The organism is Isoptericola sp. NPDC060185 (genome assembly GCF_042728595.1).
GTDB lineage: Bacteria > Actinomycetota > Actinomycetes > Actinomycetales > Cellulomonadaceae > Isoptericola.
This window is the reverse complement of record NZ_JBHWYY010000016.1, coordinates 43,586-62,898: the sequence shown is the minus strand read 5'-3', so window position 1 is coordinate 62,898 and position 19,313 is coordinate 43,586. Positions and strand designations below refer to the sequence as shown.

18 protein-coding genes are annotated in these 19,313 nt (G+C 74.8%); 4 read left to right on the top strand and 14 right to left on the bottom strand.

Annotated elements, in window-relative coordinates; all coding sequences use genetic code 11:
- Positions 1 to 178 precede the first annotated feature (178 nt).
- Genes ACFWDO_RS08400 through ACFWDO_RS08390 form a run of 3 tightly spaced genes read right to left on the bottom strand, consistent with a single transcriptional unit; the run spans position 179 to position 2,402 of the window.
- Entirely contained in the window at positions 179 to 613 is a 435-nt protein-coding gene (locus tag ACFWDO_RS08400; protein ID WP_380319545.1) for a DUF3040 domain-containing protein, read from the bottom strand.
- A 38-nt stretch (positions 614 to 651) separates the two neighbouring features.
- Positions 652 to 1,929, bottom strand: a complete 1,278-nt coding sequence (gene dinB, locus ACFWDO_RS08395; protein ID WP_380319548.1) for a DNA polymerase IV — start codon at positions 1,927 to 1,929, stop codon at positions 652 to 654.
- The gene (locus ACFWDO_RS08390) at positions 1,926 to 2,402 is read right to left on the bottom strand and encodes an SAV_6107 family HEPN domain-containing protein (RefSeq protein ID WP_380346891.1); all 477 of its coding nucleotides are present in this window, start codon (positions 2,400 to 2,402) and stop codon (positions 1,926 to 1,928) included. Before ACFWDO_RS08390 ends, dinB begins: the two co-directional genes overlap by 4 nt.
- Before the next feature lie 219 nt (positions 2,403 to 2,621).
- Here ACFWDO_RS08390 and ACFWDO_RS08385 point away from each other — a divergent pair, with 219 nt between their 5' ends.
- The gene (locus ACFWDO_RS08385; protein ID WP_380319554.1) at positions 2,622 to 3,434 is read left to right on the top strand and encodes a spermidine synthase; all 813 of its coding nucleotides are present in this window, start codon (positions 2,622 to 2,624) and stop codon (positions 3,432 to 3,434) included.
- 69 nt (positions 3,435 to 3,503) lie between these two features.
- Here ACFWDO_RS08385 and ACFWDO_RS08380 read toward each other — a convergent pair whose 3' ends face one another.
- The 5 genes from ACFWDO_RS08380 to ACFWDO_RS08360 all read right to left on the bottom strand — a co-directional run bounded on the left by ACFWDO_RS08380 (position 3,504) and on the right by ACFWDO_RS08360 (position 8,093).
- Complete coding sequence (locus tag ACFWDO_RS08380; protein WP_380327144.1) at positions 3,504 to 3,707, bottom strand: cold-shock protein; 204 nt, start codon at positions 3,705 to 3,707, stop codon at positions 3,504 to 3,506.
- Between the two features lie 170 nt (positions 3,708 to 3,877).
- Positions 3,878 to 4,816: a proteasome assembly chaperone family protein gene (locus ACFWDO_RS08375; RefSeq protein WP_380327147.1), complete on the bottom strand. Its 939-nt coding sequence runs from the start codon at positions 4,814 to 4,816 to the stop codon at positions 3,878 to 3,880.
- A gap of 126 nt (positions 4,817 to 4,942) precedes the next feature.
- Positions 4,943 to 5,383 (bottom strand): response regulator, encoded by a 441-nt coding sequence (locus ACFWDO_RS08370; RefSeq protein WP_380346889.1) that lies wholly within the window; start codon positions 5,381 to 5,383, stop codon positions 4,943 to 4,945.
- Positions 5,384 to 5,463: 80 nt separating this feature from the next.
- On the bottom strand, positions 5,464 to 6,675 hold the full coding sequence (locus tag ACFWDO_RS08365) for an ATP-binding protein (protein WP_380315737.1): 1,212 nt from the start codon (positions 6,673 to 6,675) through the stop codon (positions 5,464 to 5,466).
- Positions 6,672 to 8,093, bottom strand: a complete 1,422-nt coding sequence (locus ACFWDO_RS08360) for a PP2C family protein-serine/threonine phosphatase (protein WP_380315740.1) — start codon at positions 8,091 to 8,093, stop codon at positions 6,672 to 6,674. Before ACFWDO_RS08360 ends, ACFWDO_RS08365 begins: the two co-directional genes overlap by 4 nt.
- Before the next feature lie 226 nt (positions 8,094 to 8,319).
- Here ACFWDO_RS08360 and ACFWDO_RS08355 point away from each other — a divergent pair, with 226 nt between their 5' ends.
- Complete coding sequence (locus ACFWDO_RS08355) at positions 8,320 to 10,632, top strand: HelD family protein (protein ID WP_380315743.1); 2,313 nt, start codon at positions 8,320 to 8,322, stop codon at positions 10,630 to 10,632.
- Positions 10,633 to 10,701: 69 nt separating this feature from the next.
- Positions 10,702 to 11,940: a phosphoglycerate dehydrogenase gene (gene serA / locus ACFWDO_RS08350; protein WP_380315746.1), complete on the top strand. Its 1,239-nt coding sequence runs from the start codon at positions 10,702 to 10,704 to the stop codon at positions 11,938 to 11,940.
- 84 nt (positions 11,941 to 12,024) lie between these two features.
- Here serA and ACFWDO_RS08345 read toward each other — a convergent pair whose 3' ends face one another.
- From ACFWDO_RS08345 to ACFWDO_RS08335, 3 genes are all read right to left on the bottom strand, one after another.
- A complete protein-coding gene (locus ACFWDO_RS08345; protein ID WP_380315749.1) occupies positions 12,025 to 12,210 on the bottom strand; it encodes a DUF5302 domain-containing protein in 186 nt (61 codons plus the stop codon).
- A gap of 169 nt (positions 12,211 to 12,379) precedes the next feature.
- Positions 12,380 to 12,913 (bottom strand): transcriptional regulator NrdR, encoded by a 534-nt coding sequence (gene nrdR, locus ACFWDO_RS08340; protein ID WP_380315752.1) that lies wholly within the window; start codon positions 12,911 to 12,913, stop codon positions 12,380 to 12,382.
- 126 nt (positions 12,914 to 13,039) lie between these two features.
- Complete coding sequence (locus ACFWDO_RS08335; RefSeq protein ID WP_380315755.1) at positions 13,040 to 13,378, bottom strand: LysM peptidoglycan-binding domain-containing protein; 339 nt, start codon at positions 13,376 to 13,378, stop codon at positions 13,040 to 13,042.
- A gap of 250 nt (positions 13,379 to 13,628) precedes the next feature.
- On the opposite strand from ACFWDO_RS08335, the gene lexA reads away from it, so the two are divergent.
- Positions 13,629 to 14,450 carry a transcriptional repressor LexA gene (gene lexA, locus ACFWDO_RS08330; RefSeq protein WP_380315758.1) on the top strand — a complete coding sequence of 274 codons (822 nt, stop codon included), beginning with the start codon at positions 13,629 to 13,631 and terminating at the stop codon, positions 14,448 to 14,450.
- An 82-nt stretch (positions 14,451 to 14,532) separates the two neighbouring features.
- Here the strand turns inward: lexA and ACFWDO_RS08325 are convergent, their stop codons facing one another.
- The 3 genes from ACFWDO_RS08325 to hflX all read right to left on the bottom strand — a co-directional run bounded on the left by ACFWDO_RS08325 (position 14,533) and on the right by hflX (position 19,224).
- Positions 14,533 to 15,492, bottom strand: coding sequence for an L-lactate dehydrogenase (locus tag ACFWDO_RS08325; protein ID WP_380315761.1), 960 nt, complete (start codon positions 15,490 to 15,492; stop codon positions 14,533 to 14,535).
- Positions 15,493 to 15,501: 9 nt separating this feature from the next.
- Positions 15,502 to 17,559, bottom strand: coding sequence for an ATP-dependent DNA helicase (locus tag ACFWDO_RS08320; protein ID WP_380315764.1), 2,058 nt, complete (start codon positions 17,557 to 17,559; stop codon positions 15,502 to 15,504).
- A gap of 99 nt (positions 17,560 to 17,658) precedes the next feature.
- Positions 17,659 to 19,224 (bottom strand): GTPase HflX, encoded by a 1,566-nt coding sequence (hflX, locus tag ACFWDO_RS08315; RefSeq protein WP_380315767.1) that lies wholly within the window; start codon positions 19,222 to 19,224, stop codon positions 17,659 to 17,661.
- Between the last annotated feature and the right edge of the window lie 89 nt (positions 19,225 to 19,313).

Here is a 19,313-nt window from a genome sequence, read left to right as displayed (position 1 = left end):
AGCCGGCACACCCCGTGCCGGAGCCCCAGGGCCGGAGACATGCAGGAGCAGGGCCGAAGGCATGCAGGAGCCCGGCCGGTCGTTGGACCGGTCGGGCTCCTGCGGTGTTCAGGTGGGCCGCGGTGCCGGACGCCGGGGGTCCGCCCCGGTCACCCGGCGCCTCCCTCGGCGCCGGGCCTCAGCGCCCCTGGTCGCGACGACGCTCCCAGCGCTCCTCGAGCCGGGAGAGGAAGCCTTCCTTCTTCGCCGCCGGCGCGGGTCGAGGGGCCGGCTGACCGGTGCGGGCCCGGTCAGGATTGGACGTCGGGTCGATCGTGCCGTCGGGGCGGACGACGCCCGTGGGGCCGGACTTCGACCGGCGGGGAGCGGCGAACGCATACGCGACCCCGGCGAACATGAGGACGAAGCCGGCGACGCCGACCCAGGCCTCCGAGCTCGCGGCACCGAGCACGAGAAGCAACAGCCCCGCGACGACTCCTACGCCGGCCAGGACATACCGCAGGGGCGACCGGCGGCGCGCCTGCTGCAGGGTGTTGGCCAGACGGGGGTCGTCGCTGCTCAGCGCGCGCTCCATCTGCTCCAGCACTCGCTGCTCGTACTCGGACAGTGGCATCGAGTCCCCCCGGGTCTCGCGGTGGAACGGTAACCCCCTCAGGATATGCCTGCGCTGCCCGGCGCGGTAGTCGGCGAGGGTGAACCCCGACCCCGACCCGAGCCGGCGCCGAGCGTGATCGCCGAGCTCCCGAACCGCTCCCGCACCGCGTCGAGCGCCAGCTCGGCCTCGCGCCGCGCCTCCTGCCGCGGATCTACGGCCTCGTCGAGGGTCACCTGCTCCGCCAGACCGGACCTGACCTGCAGGTTCTCTCCGCGGACACCGACCAGCCGGACGGGCAGCCCGCGAAGGTCCGCGGCGCGCAGGAGCTCTCGCGCGACGAGATGGATCTCCCGGGCGACGTCCGTGGGCCCGTCGAGGGTGCGGGACCGGGTCAGCGTGCGGAAGTCGCTGGTGCGCACCTTGACGGCGACGGTGCGCGCGACGACGCCCTGGTGGCGCATCCTGGCGGCGACTCGGTCCGCGAGAAGCAGCATCCGGTGCTCCACCTCGCCCAGGTCCCACAGGTCGCGCTCGAACGTGGTCTCGGCCCCCACGCTGCGCTCCTCGTGCCCGGGGACGACGGGCCGCGGGTCCCGTCCCCAGGCCAGGTCGTGCAGGTGCGCGCCGGCCACCGACCCGACGGCCGCCTGGAGGGTGGGCACGTCGGTGTCCGCGAGCTCGGCGACCGAGGTGATGCCCCACCGGGCGAGCGCTGCCTCCGTCTTCTCCCCCACGCCCCACAGCGCGCCGACGGGCAGCGTGCGCAGGAAGGGCACCGTGGCGCCTGCCGGCACCAGCAGCATCCCGTCGGGCTTGGCGTGGGTCGAGGCGAGCTTCGCGACGAACTTGTTCTGCGCGACGCCGACCGAGCACGTGATCCCGTGCTCCGCGCGGACCTGCTCGCGCAGCCGGGCACCGATCTCCGTCGGAGCCCCGAGGCGACGCCGCGCCCCGCTCACGTCGAGGAAGGCCTCGTCGACCGAGATGCGCTCCACCAGGGGCGTGATGGTGGAGAGCAGCTCCATGACCGACTCCGACACGTCGTGGTACAGCCGGTGGTCCGGCGGCACCACGACGGCCTGCGGGCACAGCCGCAGGGCGGCCGGCATCGACATCGCCGAGCGGACCCCGAACGCGCGCGCCTCGTAGGTCGCGGCGAGGACGACACCCCGCTCGCGGCCCCCCACGATCACGGGTCTCCCGCGGAGCTCCGGCCGGCGCACGAGCTCGCAGGACGCGAAGAACGCGTCCATGTCGACGTGCAGCACGGACGTACCCGACTCGTCCGAACCCCAGTCGCGGAACGCCTCGGCCGCCCGCGGGCCTCGGCTCACGACGCCGCCGGGGCGACCGCGAGCGGCCGGGCGAACCCGGCACGCGGGTCGACCAGCAGGCCGACCTCGTCGCGGAAGTCCTCCGCGCACGCGACCAGCTCGGCGGCGCGGTGCGCGTCGACCTCGGGCTCGAGCCCCGCCTCCACGGCGGCCCGCACCCGGGCGCCCGACGCGAAGTACCCGGACCAGGCGGCGAGGTCCGGCTCCACGAGCGCGAGCATGTCCCAGACGGAGCGGGCCCGCGAGCGTGCCGAGGGGCGGCCCCGCAGCGCGACGACCGCGGCCGCCGCGCGGAGCGCCGCGAGGTGGGCGTGCACGAAGCGGTCCGCCGGGTCCGACGCCGTCGACGCCTGCGCGAGCTCGGCGTCCGAGCGGTCCAGCAGGCTGACCACCTCGGGGCTCGGGGGCAGCACCCCCACGCCGACCGGGCCACGACCGCCCGGCGTCCTGGCAGATCCCGTACGAGCCGACATCCTGCACCTCCCGTGCTCCGCGGCCTTCCCCGCGTCCGACCCAAGTGTCGAACACCTGTTCGATTTCTGTCAACCGCCGGGCCGAGGCCCGGCGCCGGCCGCCGAGCGGGGAGACTGGGACCCATGTCCCGCACCTCCCGAGGCGGCTCCCGCCCCGACCGCCGGTCCGGCCGACGCCACCCAGCATCCTCCGACGTACCGACACTCCCCGACGGCGAGGTGCCGATCGACACCGGCACGGCCCGGGTCGAGCGCGACCCCGACCACCCCGACCGCGTGACGCTGCACGTCAACGGCGTGCCGAGCTCCGCCCTCGACCTCGCCGACCCCGGCTTCCTCGCCTTCGAGTACATGCAGCAGATTGCCGCGGTCCTGGCCGGGCTCCCCGACGGCCCGCTCCGCGTGCTGCACCTCGGGGCGGCTGGGTGCGCGCTCGCCCGGCACGTCGAGCACGAGCGGCCCGACTCGCGCCAGCTCGGCGTCGACGTCGATGCCCGCCTGCTCGAGCTCGTCCGGGGGTGGTTCGCGCTGCCGCGGGCGCCCCGGCTGCGGCTGCGGGCGGACGACGCGGGCCACGCCCTGGCGTCCCTCGCACCGGAGTCGTTCGACGTCGTCGTGCGCGACGTCTTCGCCGGCGACCGCACCCCCGACCACCTGGCCGACGCCGGCTTCGCCGCCGCCGCGCACCGGGTGCTGCGACCGGGCGGCGTGCTGCTGGCGAACTGCGCGGACCGGCCCCCGCTGCACCTCGCGCGCCGCGAGGTCGGGCACCTGGCGGCCGCGTTCGGCCCCGACGCGGTGCAGGACGGCCGGGTCGGGGTGCTCGCCGAGCACGCCATCCTCAAGGGGCGCCGCTACGGCAACGTGGTCCTCGTGGCCGTGCGGCCCGAGCCCGAGGAGGACGACGGTGCCGGGGCACCCCCGACGGCGCCCGACCTGGACGATGCCGCGCTCGCGCGCCGCCTGCGCAGCCTGCCCGTGCCCGCGCGGCTCCTGGTCGGGGACGAGCTGGCCCGGTTCGCCGGCGCCTGAAGGCCCCCGCGCACGACGACGGCCGCGCCCCCACGCCGGGACGCGGCCGTCGTCAGACGTGCCGGGGACTCAGAGCGGGACGACCTGCTCCGCCTGCGGACCCTTGGGGCCCTGGGTGATCTCGAACTCGACCCGCTGGGCCTCGTCGAGGGAGCGGTACCCCTGCGACTGGATCGCGGAGTAGTGCACGAAGACGTCGGCACCGCCGTCGTCCTGGGCGATGAAGCCGTAGCCCTTCTCGGAGTTGAACCACTTCACAGAACCTTGCGCCATGCTGATCCTTCGACCTTCCGTCACAACGGTCACGGGCACACCGGGCGGCCACCCGTCGCTGCACAGGCCGCCGCCGCGGTTCCTGCGAGGAACGCCTCTGCAACGCGGTCAGTGTGGCACGGACCACACCGTCGTGCCACGGATATGCCGCGCAACGACCATTGCGGGCGTCAGTCGTCGTCGCGCTGGGCCAGGAACCTCTCGAACTCGGCGCCGAGCTCCTCGGCCGTGGGCAGCGGCGCCTGCTCGGCGAGCAGGCTCGGGCGGCCCACCGACCGCGTGAAGGCGTCGTACTGCTCCTCGAGCGCCCGGACGACGGCCTTGACCTCGGTGGACTCCCCGACCTGCTTCTCCACCTCGATCGTCGCGTCGGCCGCGGCCTCGGCCAGGAGGCCGGTCGCCAGGTCGAGACCCGTGGCGCGCTCCACGTGCCGCAGCGCCACCACCGCGGCCGGGGCGTAGCGCGACTGCGCCAGGTAGTGCGGCACGTGGACGGTGAACCCGATCGCGTCGTGCCCTGCCTCGCCGAGGCGGTACTCCAGCAGCGCGGCCAGCGAGCCCGGGACGCGCACGGTCCCGAAGAACGACGTGTAGTCCTCGACCAGGCCCGGCCGCGTGCCGTGTGCCGTCAGGGAGAGCGGCCGCGTGTGCGGCACGCCCATCGGGATGCCGTGGAAGCCGACCGTCAGCGAGACGTCGAACCGCTCCACGAGCCCCTTCACCGCCGCGACGACGCGCTCCCACTGCAGGTCCGGCTCGGAGCCGTGCAGCAGCAGGAAGCCCGTCCCCTCCCGGTCCGCCACGTGGTCGAGCACGAGGAACGGCTCGTCGTACGACGACCACCGGTCGGCGTCGAAGGTCATCCCGACCCGCTTGGAGCGGTAGTCCAGCAGCCGGTCGACGTCGAACGTCACGAGGCGGGTGGTGGTCAGCTCGTCGGTGACGTGGTCCACGGCGATCTCGGCCGCGGAGCCGGCGTCGACGAACCCGTCGAGGGCGTGCAGCAGCACGGGTCCGTCGCCGGTCGACGGGGCGTCGGGCCCACGGCGGGGCAGGACGCGCTCGACGGCGGCCTCGTCGACCTCGTAGATGCTCTGCGGGTCCAGCAACGGTGTCCTCCTCGGGTTCCGGCTCGCGCCGGCGGGCTCGCGCCCGCAGGAGTGACAACCGTCCCGCCGCCAGGATCCTTCCCGGCCGTCGGCACCGCCGTCGCACCGTGCCGCGGTGGCCCGCGGTCAGCGGCGCGGCAGGCGCACCACGGTGACGAAGAAGTCGTCGATCTGGCGGACCACCTGGATGAACCGGTCGAAGTCCACCGGCTTGGTCACGTACGCGTTCGCGTGCAGCGAGTACGAGCGGAGCACGTCCTCCTCCGCCTCCGAGGTCGTGAGCACGACCACGGGGATGTGCTTCAGCCGCTCGTCGGCCTTGACCGCGGCGAGCACCTCCCGGCCGTCCATCCGCGGCAGGTTGAGGTCGAGGAGGATGAGGTCGGGCGTCGGGGCGTCCTCGTGCTCGCCCTCCTTGCGCAGGTACGCCATCGCGCTGACACCGTCGGCGACCACCGAGAGCCGGTTGACGACCTTGTGCTCCTCGAACGCCTCCCGGGTCATCAGCACGTCGCCCGGGTCGTCCTCGACGAGGAGGACCTCGATACCCGCCTGCTGGTCCGCCATCGCCACTCCTCGCCGTCGTCGAGCCCCCGGTCGGGGCGCACTCCAGGTGCGTCGTCGCAGGTCAGCGACGTTCCCCGAGCCTAGCCGACGATGGCGTCGGCCGCCTCGTCGCTGTCGGGCAGGGTCCAGCGGACGGTGGTCCCGCCGCCGTCCGACGGCTCGAGCCAGACCCGCCCGCCGTGGTGCTCGACCACCCGCTTGACCAGGGCGAGCCCGATGCCGGTGCCCGTGTACACGTCCTTGGGGTGCAGGCGCTGGAAGATGACGAAGACCCGCTCCGCGTACTGCGGGTCGATCCCGATCCCGTTGTCCGCGCACGACACCTCCCAGCCGGCCTCCGGCGCGGGCAGGCGACGGGCCGACACGTGGACGTGCGGGGGTCGGTCGGGGTCCCGGAACTTCACGGCGTTGCCCACGACGTTCGTCAGCAGCATCGCCAGCAGCGCCCGCTCGCCGTGCACCACCGGCAGCGGGTCGTGGCTGATCTCCGCCCCCGCCTCGGCGATCCGCTCGCCCAGGTCGTGCCGGACCTGCTCGAGGACCTGCTCGAGGTCGACCTCCTCCTTCGGGCCGCCGGAGCGCCCGACGCGCGAGAACGCCAGGAGGTCCTGGATGAGCCGCTGCATGCGCAGCGCGCCGTCGACGGCGAACGCGATGTACTGGTCCGCCCGGTCGTCCAGCTGCTCGCCGTAGCGCTTCTGCAGCAGCTGGGTGAAGCTCGCGACCTTGCGCAGCGGCTCCTGCAGGTCGTGCGACGCGACGTACGCGAACTGCTCCAGGTCACGGTTCGAGCGCGCGAGCTCCAGGTTGGAACGGGCGAGCTCCCGCGCCTGCTCGGCGAGCTGAGCGTGCGTCCGCTCGGTCTCGGCGTGCGACGCGCGCACCTCCGCCACCTGCGCCACCAGCTCCCGCCGCATGTGCTCCACGTCCGCCGCGAGGGCCGCGACCTCCCCGGTGCCCTCGACCCGGATCTCGTGGTCGTGCGCCCCGGTGGCGGCCGCCCGCACCGAGTCCGCCAGCCGGGCGAGCGGCCGCGTCACCCCGCGCTGCAGGGCGCGCCACATGAACCACCCCATGAGCACGACGAGGAGCACCAGGACGACGACCACCACGAGCAGCACCCGGTGCCAGGCGTTCGCCGCGTCCACCGCCTCGTTCCCGGCCCCGACCTTGAGCAGCGAGATGGACCGCTGGACGGCCACGAGCGCCACGCCGAGGGCGAGGAGCAGCACCGCGCCGACGATGAGCAGGAGCCGCAGGACGACGTCGTGCAGCGGGCGGTCGCGTCTCACGGGCGGGCCCACTCGGCAGAGTCGGCGAGGGTCGACGACCGCTCCCCCAGGTACGGGGTGTCGCGGCCCGTCCAGCCGAGCACGAGCAGCGCCGCGTCGTCGGTCAGCGGGCCGCCGTGCAGCGCCCGCACCCGCCGCAGCACGCGCTCGACGACGCCGACGATCCCGTGCCGGTCCAGGTCGTCGGCGACGAGGTCGTGCAGGCCCGACTGCCCGAGCCGGGGCACCCGCCGGCGCAGCGGTCCGACAGGTGCTCCCCGCCCTCCCTGCAGCGCCGCGAGCCCCAGCGCGTCCCGGCCCAGCCCGTCCACCGGCGGCTCCCCCGCCGGGCCGCCCCCGGCGGTGGGCGGGCCCGCGTGCACCTCGGCCTCCACCAGCCCGTCGGTGTAGAGCATGAGGGCGAACGGCCCGTCGAGGTCGATGCGCCGCGGCCGCCAGCCGCCCTCGACCGGCACTCCCAGCGCGCGCCCGCGGCCGGTCGGCGCGAGCAGCTCGCAGCGCAGGTCGCCCACAGGACCGGTGATGAGCAGGGGCGGCAGGTGCCCGGCCAGGTAGAGGTCCACGCCCGACCGGTCGGGCGTGACGACCACCTGGGCCAGCGTCACGAAGACCTCGGGGCGCGCCCGCTCCGTGAGGAGCACCCGCTCCAGCTGCTCGAGGACATGCTCCGGCGGGGTCCCGGTCAGCACGAGCGTGCGCCACGCCGTGCGCAGCGTGGCGCCGAGGGCCGCCTCGTCGGGGCCGTGGCCCGCGACGTCGCCCACGACCGACAGGACGCTCCCGTCCGGCCGCTCGACGGTGTCGAAGAAGTCGCCCCCGAGCAGGCCGCCGCCGCCCGGCAGGTACCCCACCATGACCGAGACGCGCTCGTCCCCCACCAGCGGGTTGGGCAGCAGCGCGCGCTCGAGGCGCGCGGTCTCCTCCGCCCGGACCGCGCTGCGGTACAGCGCGCGCTGCTGGGCCGCCGAGCGACGACGCTGCAGCGCGTAACGCAGCGACCGGCCCAGCAGCCCGGCGTCCGTCTCGCCCTTCACCAGGTAGTCGTCCGCGCCCGCGGCGACGGCCTGCAGCCCCTGGTCGCCCCCGGTGAGACCGGTGAGCACCACGAGCGCGGGGACGTCGTGCACGCGCTCGGCGACCTCGCGCAGCCGGGACACCGCCGTGAGCCCGACGGCGTCGGGCAGACCGAGGTCCAGCAGGACGCAGTCCACGCCGGGCGACCCGCCGGGCCGTGACAGAGCCTCGACTGCCTCGGCGACCGACCGGGCGCGCCGCAGCACGACCGCCACCTCGGCGTCGTCGAGCAGCTCCGTCACGAGCAGCGCGTCCCCGTCGTCGTCCTCCACGAGGAGCACGGTCGCCGTCGCGTCTTCGGCGGGTCCCTCGGACCCTGCGCGCAGGACGTCGCCGCTGCTCATGCGCCAGATCCTAGCCCCGACGCCGCCGCACGCCCGGAGCCCGGCGCCCGGCGCGTCGCCCCACGACCGGGGCAGGCCGGGCGAGCGTCGGGGACCTTCGTCCGGACCGTGTGCCGGGGCGGTCGCACGGACCGTGCACCCAGGGCCCCTCGGCATCTGCAATGATGGTCCGCCGCAACGGGGCCGCGCCACCCGACGAGCGCGGCGAAGGACGCTGGGAGGATGCGTGGCGGGCAGGCACGACGAGCTGGCACGCGAGCAGGGTGTCGTCGACACCCTCTACGCCCGACTGGACGAGCTGCGGCGCGCGACGCGCGACCGGCTCGCGGAGGTCCGCCGCTCGGGCCCCTCGGGCTCGCCCCAGAACCGCAGCGAGCGGGACGCGTTCGCGACGCTCTACGAGGACCGGGTGGCACAGCTCGACGCCGTCGAGGACCGGCTCGCCTTCGGGCGGCTCGACCTCGACGACGGCGGCACCCGCTACGTCGGTCGCATCGGCCTGGCCGACGCCGACCACCGCTCGCTCCTGACGGACTGGCGCGCGCCCGCCGCGACCCCGTTCTACCGAGCGACGGCGCTGCACCCCGCCGGCGTCCGGCGCCGGCGGCACCTCGTGACCTCCGGGCGCAGCGTCACCGGCCTCGAGGACGAGGTGCTCGACCTCGACGCCCTGCAGGCCGCCGACGGCGAGGACGGCGACGGCACGCTCGCGGCCTCGACGCTCTCCGGCGAGGGAGCCCTGCTCGCGTCGCTGGCCGCACGCCGCACCGGCCGGATGACCGACATCGTCGCGACCATCCAGGGCGAGCAGGACCGGATCATCCGCGCCGAGCTCGCAGGCGCGCTCGTCGTGCAGGGCGGGCCGGGGACGGGCAAGACGGCCGTCGCGCTGCACCGCGCCGCCTACCTGCTGTACGCGCACCGCCGCGTCCTGGAGCGCAGCGGCGTGCTGCTGGTCGGCCCGAGCCGCGCGTTCCTGCGCTACATCGACCAGGTGCTGCCCTCGCTCGGCGAGACCGGCGTGGTGGCCACGACCGTCGGCGAGCTGCTCCCCGGCATCCGGGCCACCGCCGTCGACGGCCCCGCGGCCACCGAGATCAAGGGCCGCCTCCTGTGGCGGGAGGTCGTGCGCCGTGCGGTACGCGCCCGCGAGCGCGTCCCCGAGCGCGACGTGCGGTTCCGGCTCGAGGGCTACGACCTCGTCGTGCGCCGCCGCGACGTGCGCGACGCGATCGCGCGCGCCCGCCGCACCCACAAGCCGCACAACGAGGCCCGCGCGTCGTTCGTGCGCGACATGCTCGCCCGCCTGGTCGACCAGTACCGGGCCGCGGCGGACACCGAGCTCGCGCCCGAGGACGTCGCGATGGTCACGGAGGACCTGCGCTCGCACCGCGACGTGCGGGTGGCGCTCAACCTCGCGTGGTTCCCGATCTCGCCCGAGAAGCTCGTCGCCGACCTCTTCGCGAAGCCCCACCGGCTCGCCGAGGCCGCCCCCGAGCTGTCCGCCCGCGAGCGGGCGACGCTGCGGCGTGAGCCCGACGCGCCGTGGACCGAGGCCGACGTCCCCCTGCTCGACGAGGCCGCCGAGCTGCTCGGCGAGGACGGCTCCATCGCTCGCGCCGAGGCGAAGGCCCGCGCCGCGGAGCGCGCGGCCGAGCTCGAGTACGCCCGCTCGGTGCTCGAGTCGACCGGCGCCGGCGGCGGCCTCGTGGACGCCGAGACCCTGGCGTCCCGCTTCGAGTCGACCGGGCCGCGCCTGACGACGGCCGAGCGCGCCGCCGAGGACCGCACGTGGACCTACGGGCACGTCGTGGTCGACGAGGCGCAGGAGCTGTCCCCCATGGCCTGGCGCATGCTCGTGCGACGGGTGCCGACCCGCTCGATGACGATCGTCGGGGACGTCGCCCAGACGTCGTCCGCGGCGGGGGCGCGGTCCTGGGGCCAGGCCCTCGGCCCCGTGCTCGGCGACTCCTGGCGGCTCGAGGAGCTGACCGTGAGCTACCGCACGCCGGCCGCTGTCGCCGACGCCGCGCAGCGCATGGCGGCCGCCGCCGGGCTGCCGACGTCGCCCCTCACGGCGGCCCGCGAGGTGCCCGGCGCGCTGGAGCTGGCACGGGTCACGCCCTCCGGGGCGGCGCGCCCCGTGCTCGTCCAGGCGGTCCGCGACCAGGTGGCCGCGCTGGCGGCCGAGTTCGTGGGGCCGGACGGCGCGGGCCGCGTCGCCGTCGTCGCGGCCGCGCAGCAGGTCGCCGCGCTGCGCGAGGCCGTCGAGGCGATCCTCCCCGAGGCCCTCGGCCGCGCCGAGGCGGACCGCCTCCTCGCCCAGAGGCCGGAGGACGCCCAGGTGGTCGTGCTCGACCCGCGGGAGACGAAGGGTCTCGAGTTCGACGCCGTCGTGCTGGTCGAGCCGGTCGCCGTCACGGGCGGCCCCGGCGGGGCCTCCGACCTCTACGTGGCGATGACGCGGCCCACCCAGCGCCTCGTCGTCGTGCACGAGCAGCCGCTGCCCGCGGGGATCGTGGAGCTCGCCGCGGCGTGACGCCGGACGTGACGCCGGAATGGTGAGACGCGTTTGTGGGCGTGGTGCCGCGGGGCGCACCATGGCCTCGTGCTGCGAGCCCTCCTTCTCGAGAACGTCCACCCTGTCGCTGCCCAGAATCTTCGTGATGCGGGCATCGAGGTCGTCACGCGCCCCGGCGCGCTCGACGAGGCCGAGCTGATCGAGTCCCTCGCGGACTTCCAGATCCTCGGCATCCGGTCCAAGACCACCGTGACCCGCAAGGTCCTCCAGAGCGTGCCCGGCCTGCAGGCCGTCGGCACCTTCTCCATCGGGACCAACCAGATCGACCTCGAGGCCGCCGCGGCCCACGGGGTCGCGGTGTTCAACGCGCCCTACTCCAACACGCGCTCCGTGGTGGAGCTCGCGATCTCCGAGATCATCGCGCTGACCCGACGCCTCACCGTGCGCGACAAGTCGCTGCACGACGGCGTGTGGGACAAGACCGCGGAGGGCTCGCACGAGGTGCGCGGTCGCACGCTCGGCATCATCGGGTACGGGAACATCGGCTCCCAGCTGTCGGTCCTCGCCGAGAACCTCGGCATGCGGGTCGTCTTCTACGACACCGCCGAGAAGCTCGCGCTGGGCAACGCCCACCGCGTCGAGACGATCGAGGAGCTGCTCGCCGAGGCCGACGCCGTGACGATCCACGTCGACGGGCGCCCCGGCAACGCGGGCCTCTTCGGCGCGGACCTGTTCGCGGGGATGAAGCCGGGCGCGATCTTCCTCAACCTCTCGCGCGGGTTCGTGGTCGACGTCGAGGCCCTGCGGCAGCACATCCTGTCCGGCCACCTGGGCGGCGCCGCCGTCGACGTCTTCCCCACCGAGCCGAAGAAGCGCGGTGACGGGTTCACCTCCCCGCTGCGCGGCCTGCCGAACGTCATCCTCACGCCGCACGTCGGCGGCTCCACGGAGGAGGCGCAGGAGGCCATCGGAGAGTTCGTGTCGAAGAAGCTCCGCGACTTCATGGCGACCGGGTCCACCACCCTGTCCGTCAACCTGCCGAACCTGCAGCTCGCGCACACCGGCGTGGGCCGCATCATGCTGCTGCACCGCAACGTCCCGGGCGTCCTCGCCGCGGTGAACCAGGTCTTCGCGGACCACGGCGCCAACATCGAGGCGCAGATGCTCGCCACCCGCGGCGAGGTCGGCTACGTCGTCACGGACATCTCCGACGTCACCCAGCGCGGCGCGTCGGCCAAGCTGCAGGCCATGCCGTCCACGATCCGCCTGCGCATCCGCGACGCCTTCGAGCGGCCCGAGTTCCCGCCCGGCCCCGCCGCGGGCTGACGCGACGGGCACACCCGCCGACACGCGCCGAGGGCGTCCCCGGGACTCCGGGGACGCCCTCGCGTCGTGGTGGGACCGGCCCGCTCAGCCGGACTTGCGGCGGAACATCTTCTGCACCGGGCCGGAGGTCTCCGAGCCGTGCACCTGGCCGGTGTTGCCGTCCTTGCCGGCGGTCGGGTGGCTGGCGGCGTTCTTCCGCTCCAGCGCCTCCCGGAAGCGCGCCTTCGTGTCCTCGCTGGGCTTGGCCGCCCTGGAGTCGTCCGTCGTCATCACGATCACCTCGTCGTCGTCGGGGTGGACGTGCTCGCACGGCGGACCGCGCAGCACCTGGTGCCGTCCAGCATGCTCCACCCCCGCGCGTCGCGCCAAGGGCATTTCGCCCGGAGCGGGCGAACCCGGCGCCGCGAGGCGGCTCGGGGACCCCGGGAGGGGCCTCGCCTCAGCGCGACGCGTCCCGGCCGGCGACCGCGGGCTCGGCGCCACCCGTCTCGACGTCCTCGTCCTGCCCCGCGTCCTCGGCCCGCGCCTCGCGCTCCGCCCGCAGGGACGTGATCGCGCTCTCGAAGTCCTCCAGGGACTCGAATGACTGGTACACGCTCGCGAATCGCAGGTAGGCGACCTCGTCCAGCTCGCGCAGGGGCCCGAGGATGGCCAGCCCGACCTCGTTCGCCTCGATCTCGGGGCGGCCCGACGCACGCAGCGTCTCCTCGACCCGTTGCGCCAGCAGAGCCAGGTCGTCGGAGCTCACGGGCCGGCCCTGGCACGCCTTGCGCACGCCCGCGACCACCTTGTCGCGGCTGAACGGCTCGGTCACGCCGGAACGCTTGGCGACCGACAGGCTCGCCGTCTCGATCGTGGTGAAGCGGCGCTGGCACGCCGGGCACTGCCGCCGTCGGCGGATCGACGAACCGTCGTCGGAGGTGCGCGAGTCGATGACTCGCGAGTCCTCGTGGCGGCAGAACGGGCAGTGCATCGCTGGTCTCCTGCGCTCGGCTCCGGACCGGCGCCCGGCTGCCCGACAAGGTATGCGGGACGCCGCGCCCGGCGCAAGCAGGGTCCATCCTCGCATCTTCGCGGCGCCGGGTCGTGCCGCGCGCCCTCAGTCCTCGGGCAGGAGCACCACCTGACCGGCCTGCAGCTCCGCCGTCGTGAGGCCGTTCAGCTGGCGGAGGTCCGCGACGACGTCGCGCAGGTCCTCGCCCGAGTCCCGGACCGCGCGGGCGTACTGCCACAGCGTCTCGCCCGGCTGGACCGTGTGGAGCCGGACCTCCACGCCCGACCCGGGAGCGTCCGCCACCGCGCGCTGGCCGACCAGGCCCGCGCCGACGAGGACGAGAAGGACGAGCGCGGCGACCACGACACGCCCGCGTCGCGTGAGCCGGAGGCCGCCGAGCCCGAGGAACCCCGGAGCTTCGGTGGTGCTGGGCGCGTTCTGCATCGTCCTACCTCCGGTTCACGTCGCGTCGCCGCCGGTCGGGCGACTGCCGTCGAACAGCCGTTCGTCGAACACCTGTACGTCGAACGGCTGTACTAGGTGTACCACGTCACGACGACACGGTCGAGGCCTGATCGAACAGATGTTTGATGTCGGGCCGGAACTGGCCTAGAGTGACCAGCAGCGCGATGGAAGGTTTGTCGGATTTCATCGGCCCGTCAGCGGGCCGCGCCCCTGCAGGACGGAGAACGCGATGACCAGCGGACGGGACCACGCCCCGGCGTCCACGACGGTTGCCACGCCGTGGCCGGCGCAGCAGGAGACCCCTGAGGACACGTCGACAGCGGAGACGGCGCTCGCCTCGGTGAGCGAGATCGCCCCGGCGGCCGACCGGCTCACGCCGCGCCAGCGCCGTGTGCTCGAGACGATCCGCCGCTCCGTCGAGGACCGCGGCTACCCCCCGACCATGCGGGAGATCGGCGAGGCCGTGGGTCTCGCCAGCCCCTCGTCCGTCAAGCATCAGCTGACGACGCTGGAGCGCAAGGGCTTCCTGCGCCGTGACCCGAACCGGCCCCGCGCGATCGAGGTCGTCGACCCCGAGGCACCCGCCGCGACCGACGGCGGGACCCCGGCGTTCGCGCCGCGCACCCCGGGGTTCGCCGCCGGCTCGGTCGCGGGCTCCGACGCACAGCCCGCCGAGGCCCCGTCCTACGTCCCGCTCGTGGGCCGGATCGCGGCGGGCGGCCCGATCCTCGCCGAGCAGGTCGTCGAGGACGTCTTCCCGCTCCCCCGCCAGGTCGTGGGCGACGGCGAGCTGTTCCTGCTCAAGGTGGCGGGCGACTCGATGGTCGACGCGGCCATCTGCGACGGCGACTGGGTGGTCGTCCGCAGCCAGCCGGTCGCGGAGAACGGCGAGGTCGTCGCCGCCATGATCGACGGCGAGGCGACGGTCAAGACGTTCAAGCAGTCCGGCGGGCACACGTGGCTCATGCCGCAGAATGCCGCCTACTCCCCCATCCCGGGCGACGACGCCCAGGTGCTCGGCCGGGTGGTGGCCGTGCTCCGCAGCCTCTGAGCGCGACGCCGCACCCCGACGGCGCGACGAACCCCCGGCCCGTGCGGGCCGGGGGTTAGTCGCGTCAGGGCCGCGTCGCGGGTCAGAACCCGAGCCGGCGCTGCACCTCGCGCATGCCCTCGGCCGACGCCCGCAGGCCGGCGACCTCGTCGTCGGACAGCGGGGTGTCGATCGTCTCCGCCACGCCGCGCCGGTCCACCAGGGACGGCACCGAGAGGCAGACGTCGCTGATGCCGTAGAAGCCGTCCAGGCGGGACGACACGTTCATCACGCGGTGCTCGTCGTTCAGGACCGCCTCGATGATGCGGGTGGCTGCCAGGCCCACGGCGTAGTTGGTGGCCCCCTTGCCGGCGATGACCCGGTAGGCCGACTCCACGACGTCCGTGGCGATCCGGTGCCGGGCGGGCTCGTCGAGCGGCGGCCGACCACGGAAGGGGCGCCAGTCCAGCAGCGGCACCCCGGCGATCGTCGCCGAGCTCCACAGCACGATCTCCGAGTCGCCGTGCTCGCCCGCGATGTTCGCGTGCACGTTGCCGACCGCGACCCCGCAGTGGCGGGCGAGCGCGTCGCGCAGCCGGGAGGAGTCCAGGACCGTGCCGCTGCCGAACACCCGCTCGGCCGGCAGGCCGCTGATCTCCTGCGCCGCGTACGTCACCACGTCGACGGGGTTGGTCACCATGAGGTAGATCGCGTCCGGCGCGACCTCCAGCAGCCGCGGCAGGATCGTGCGGGTGAGGCCCACCGTCGCCTCGGCCAGGTCCAGGCGACTCTGGCCCGGCTTCTGCTTGGCGCCGGCGGTGACGGCCACGACGTCGGCTCCGCGGCACACCTCGACGTCGTCGGAGCCTTCGATCTCCGCCTGCGGGATGAACATGCTCCCGTGCCTCAGGTCGAGGACCTCGGCCTCGACCTTGGCGCGGTTGACGTCCATCAGGGCGATGGAGCGTGCCGCCCCTCGGGCGAGCGCTGCGTACGCGAGGGTGGAGCCCACCGCGCCGGCGCCGACGATCGCGAGCTTGGTCGTGCTGCGTGTGCCGTCCACGCGCCCAGGCTAGGTGTCCAGCCGCCGCAGCGCAGCACGGACCAGCTCGCCGTCGGTCGTGGGCCAGAAGTCTGGCATCGACCGCGTCAGGAACGACCCGTAGCGGGCCGTCGCGAGGCGCGGGTCGAGGACCGCGACCACGCCGCGATCGTCCCCCGTGCGCACGAGGCGTCCCGCCCCCTGGGCCAGCAGGAGGGCGGCGTGCGTGGCCGAGACCTGCATGAACCCGTTCCCGCCCGCCTGCTCGACCGAGCGGGCCCGCGCGGCCTTCACCGGATCGTCGGGGCGCGGGAACGGGATCCGGTCGACGAGCACGAGCTGGCAGCTGGGCCCGGGGACGTCCACGCCCTGCCAGAGCGAGAGGGTGCCGAAGAGGCACGTGGCCGGGTCGTCCGCGAACGCCTTCACGAGGGTGGGCAGCTGGTCGTCGCCCTGGCACAGGATCGGCACGTCGAGCCGCTCGCGCATCGCCTCGGCCGCCGCGACCGCCGCGCGCCGGGACGAGAACAGCCCGAGGGTGCGGCCGCCGGCCGCCTTGACGAGCCCCGCGATCTCGTCGAGCTGCGCGTCGGTGGTCGGCTCGCGGCCCGGGGCGGGCAGATGGCGGGCCACGTAGAGGATCCCCTGGCGCGGGTAGTCGAAGGGGCTGCCCACGTCGAGGCCCGTCCAGTCCGGTGTCTCGCCCGTGCCGCCCGACCCCGCGAGGCCCAGGGACCGCGCCACCGGGTCGAAGGTGCCGCCGAGGGCGAGGGTCGCGGAGGTGAAGACGCCCGTGGCCTCCCCGAGCAGGTGGGTGCGGATGAGGCCCGCCACCGCCAGCGGCGCTGCGTGCAGCCGGGTGACGCCGTCCCCGGCCCAGGGCGCGTTCTCGGGCGGCCGGGAGCACCACAGGACGTCGGCCGTCGTGTCCTGGGCCGCCATGCGCTCCGCGACCTCGAAGAGCTGCAGCACGGCGGACTGCGCCATCTTCATCCCCGCGTCCGGCGCTGACTGGCCCTTGGACTCGCCTGCGGGCTTGAGCCGGGTGAGGAGCTCGCGTGCGGCATCGCGCACGGCGGCGACGGCGGCGCGCAGCTCGTCGGGCAGGCCCAGGGGGAAGCGCTCCGCCGGGGCCGTGGCGAGCAGCGTGCCGAGCTGCTGGGACGCCGCGTCGAGCGCCGAGGTCTCGGTGCCCCCGTGGCGGCGCGCGAGGCGCGCGGCGTGCTCCACGACGGTCAGGGACAGGTCCACGGTGGCGGCCGCGGTGACCCGCTCCGCCAGCTCGTGGGCCTCGTCGACGACGACGGCGTCGTGCTCGGGCAGGACACCCGGGCTGCCGGAGACCGCGATGCCGAGCATGGCGTGGTTCGTGACGACGACGTCCGCCTCGCGCGCCGCCGCACGGGCGTGCTCGGGGAAGCACTCCGTGAGCAGCGGGCACCGCTGGCCCAGGCACTCCAGGGCCGTGACCGAGACCTGTCTCCAGGCCCGGTCCGGGACGCCGGGGACGAGATCGTCGCGGTCGCCGGTGTCGGTCTCGTCCGCCCAGGCGTGCAGGCGGCGCACGTGGTCGGCGAGGCTGGCGGCGTCGTCGCGACCGCCCCGGCCGCGCGCGCCTGTGGGCGCAGGGTGCTGCTCCGCGCCGGCACCCTCGCCGGGGCCGGGATCGGCGGGCAGGTCGAACAGGGTGGCGCCCTCGACCGGGTACCCGCCGGTGACCTTGTGCTTGCACAGGTAGTTGTGCCAACCCTTGAGCAGCGCCACCTTGGGCGCGCGGGGCAGCTTCGGGCCGACCGCCTCGGCGACGAGGGGCAGGTCGCGCGTCACGACCTGGCGCTGGAGCGCCAGGGTGGCCGTCGAGACGATGACGCGCTTGCCGTCGACGACGGCGTGGCGCACGGCGGGCACCAGGTAGGCGAGCGACTTGCCGGTGCCGGTCCCGGCCTGGACGAGCAGGTGCCGGCCTTGCTCGACGGACTCCGCGACGGCCGCCGCCATCTGGTGCTGCCCGTCGCGCCGGCCGCCGCCGAGCGCCCCCACCGCCAGGTCGAGGAGCTGCTGGGCGTCGGGGGTGTCGGCGGAGGTCACCCGACGATCCTAGGGCGGGCCACCGACCGACCGACGCCGTGCGCCGACGACGGTGGACGGCCGCGGACGCGCCCGAAGGGGCCGCCCGCGGCCGGACGTTCAGCCCGCGACGGCGACGTGCCGCAGCTCCGCCGCCAGGCTCTCGTCGACGCGGCCGCGCAGGCGCGTGCCCTCGGCGAGGTGCTCCTCCGCGACGGAGCCGCCGGTCTCGTGCGCGCGGTGCACGAGGTCGCCGCGGGAGTACGGCACCACGAGATCGATCTCGACCTGGGGCTGGGGCAGCTCGGCGGCCACCAGCTCGCGCAGCTCGGCCATGCCCTCGCCCGAGTGGGCGGACACGACGACGCTGTGCCGCTCGCGGCGCTGCACGCGGCCGACCACGGCCGGGTCGGCGACGTCGGCCTTGTTCAGCACCACGACCTCGCGCACGTCGGCGATCCCGGGGATCTCCGCCAGCACCTCGCGCACCGCGGCGATCTGCCCCTCGGGGTCCGGGTGGGAGACGTCGACCACGTGCAGGAGCAGCGCGGCGTCGCCCACCTCCTCGAGCGTGGAACGGAACGCCTCGACGAGCTGGTGCGGCAGGTGCCGCACGAACCCGACGGTGTCGGTGAGCGTGTACGGGCGCCCGTCCTCGGTGCGCGCCTTGCGGACGGTGGGATCCAGCGTGGCGAACAGGGCGTTCTCCACGAGGACGCCCGCGTCGGTCATCGCGTTGAGCAGCGAGGACTTGCCCGCGTTGGTGTAGCCCGCGATCGCGACGTTCGGCACGCCGTGCCGCCTGCGGTCGAGCCGCTTCGTCTCGCGCCCCGGCGCCATCGCGGCGATCTCGCGACGCAGCTTGGCCATGCGGTTGCGGATCCGCCGACGGTCCAGCTCGATCTTCGTCTCACCGGGGCCGCGGGAGCCCATGCCGGCGCCCTGGCCGCCCACCTGGCCACCGGCCTGGCGGGACATCGAGTCGCCCCAGCCGCGCAGGCGCGGCAGCAGGTACTCGAGCTGGGCGAGCTCGACCTGCGCCTTGCCCTCCCGCGACTTGGCGTGCTGGGCGAAGATGTCGAGGATCAGCGCGGTCCGGTCGACGACCTTGACCTTGACGATGTCCTCCAGCGCACGCCGCTGGGAGGGGGCCAGCTCGGTGTCGGCGACCACGGTGTCGGCGCCCAGGGTCGCGACGACGTCGGCCAGCTCGGCCGCCTTGCCGGAGCCGAGGTACGTGCCCGGGTCGGGCTTCTGACGGCGCTGCAGCATGCCGTCGAGGACCTGCGAGCCGGCCGTCTCGGCGAGGGCCGCGAGCTCGCGGAGCGAGACCTCCGCCTCACGGGCCGCCGCCTCGCCGCCGGAGTACAGGCCGACGAGAACGACGCGCTCCAGGCGCAGCTGCCGGTACTCGACCTCGGTGACGTCCTCGAGCTCCGTCGAGAGCCCGGCGACGCGGCGCAGCGAGATGCGCTCCTCCAGGTCGAGCTGGTCGCCGTCGTGCGCCGTGTGCACCGTGGCACCCTCGGAGCGCGCCGTCCCGGCCCGAGCGAGCACCCGAGCCACGACGTCCTGCGCGATGGCCTGCGCGTCGCGCTCCGCGGCGCGCCGGTCGGCCGCGGAGGTCTCCGCGCCGGGATTCTCGTCGGCCTGCGGGGTGTCGGGGTCGGTCGGGGTGTGGGTCAAGGTGTGCCTCTCGGGTCGGGATCGACGGCCTGGCCGTCCTTCTGCTGCAACAAGGGTCCCACGCCAGATCGTCCCGGCGGAGAGAATTT

Coding starts and splice junctions, on each gene's coding strand:
- ACFWDO_RS08400 (WP_380319545.1), bottom strand. CDS start 613: ATGCCACTGTCCGAGTACGAGCAGCGAGTGCTGGAGCAGATGGAGCGC.
- ACFWDO_RS08390 (WP_380346891.1), bottom strand. CDS start 2,402: ATGTCGGCTCGTACGGGATCTGCCAGGACGCCGGGCGGTCGTGGCCCG.
- ACFWDO_RS08380 (WP_380327144.1), bottom strand. CDS start 3,707: ATGGCGCAAGGTTCTGTGAAGTGGTTCAACTCCGAGAAGGGCTACGGC.
- ACFWDO_RS08370 (WP_380346889.1), bottom strand. CDS start 5,383: ATGGCGGACCAGCAGGCGGGTATCGAGGTCCTCCTCGTCGAGGACGAC.
- ACFWDO_RS08360 (WP_380315740.1), bottom strand. CDS start 8,093: ATGAGCAGCGGCGACGTCCTGCGCGCAGGGTCCGAGGGACCCGCCGAA.
- ACFWDO_RS08345 (WP_380315749.1), bottom strand. CDS start 12,210: ATGACGACGGACGACTCCAGGGCGGCCAAGCCCAGCGAGGACACGAAG.
- nrdR (WP_380315752.1), bottom strand. CDS start 12,913: ATGCACTGCCCGTTCTGCCGCCACGAGGACTCGCGAGTCATCGACTCG.
- ACFWDO_RS08335 (WP_380315755.1), bottom strand. CDS start 13,378: ATGCAGAACGCGCCCAGCACCACCGAAGCTCCGGGGTTCCTCGGGCTC.
- lexA (WP_380315758.1), top strand. CDS start 13,629: ATGACCAGCGGACGGGACCACGCCCCGGCGTCCACGACGGTTGCCACG.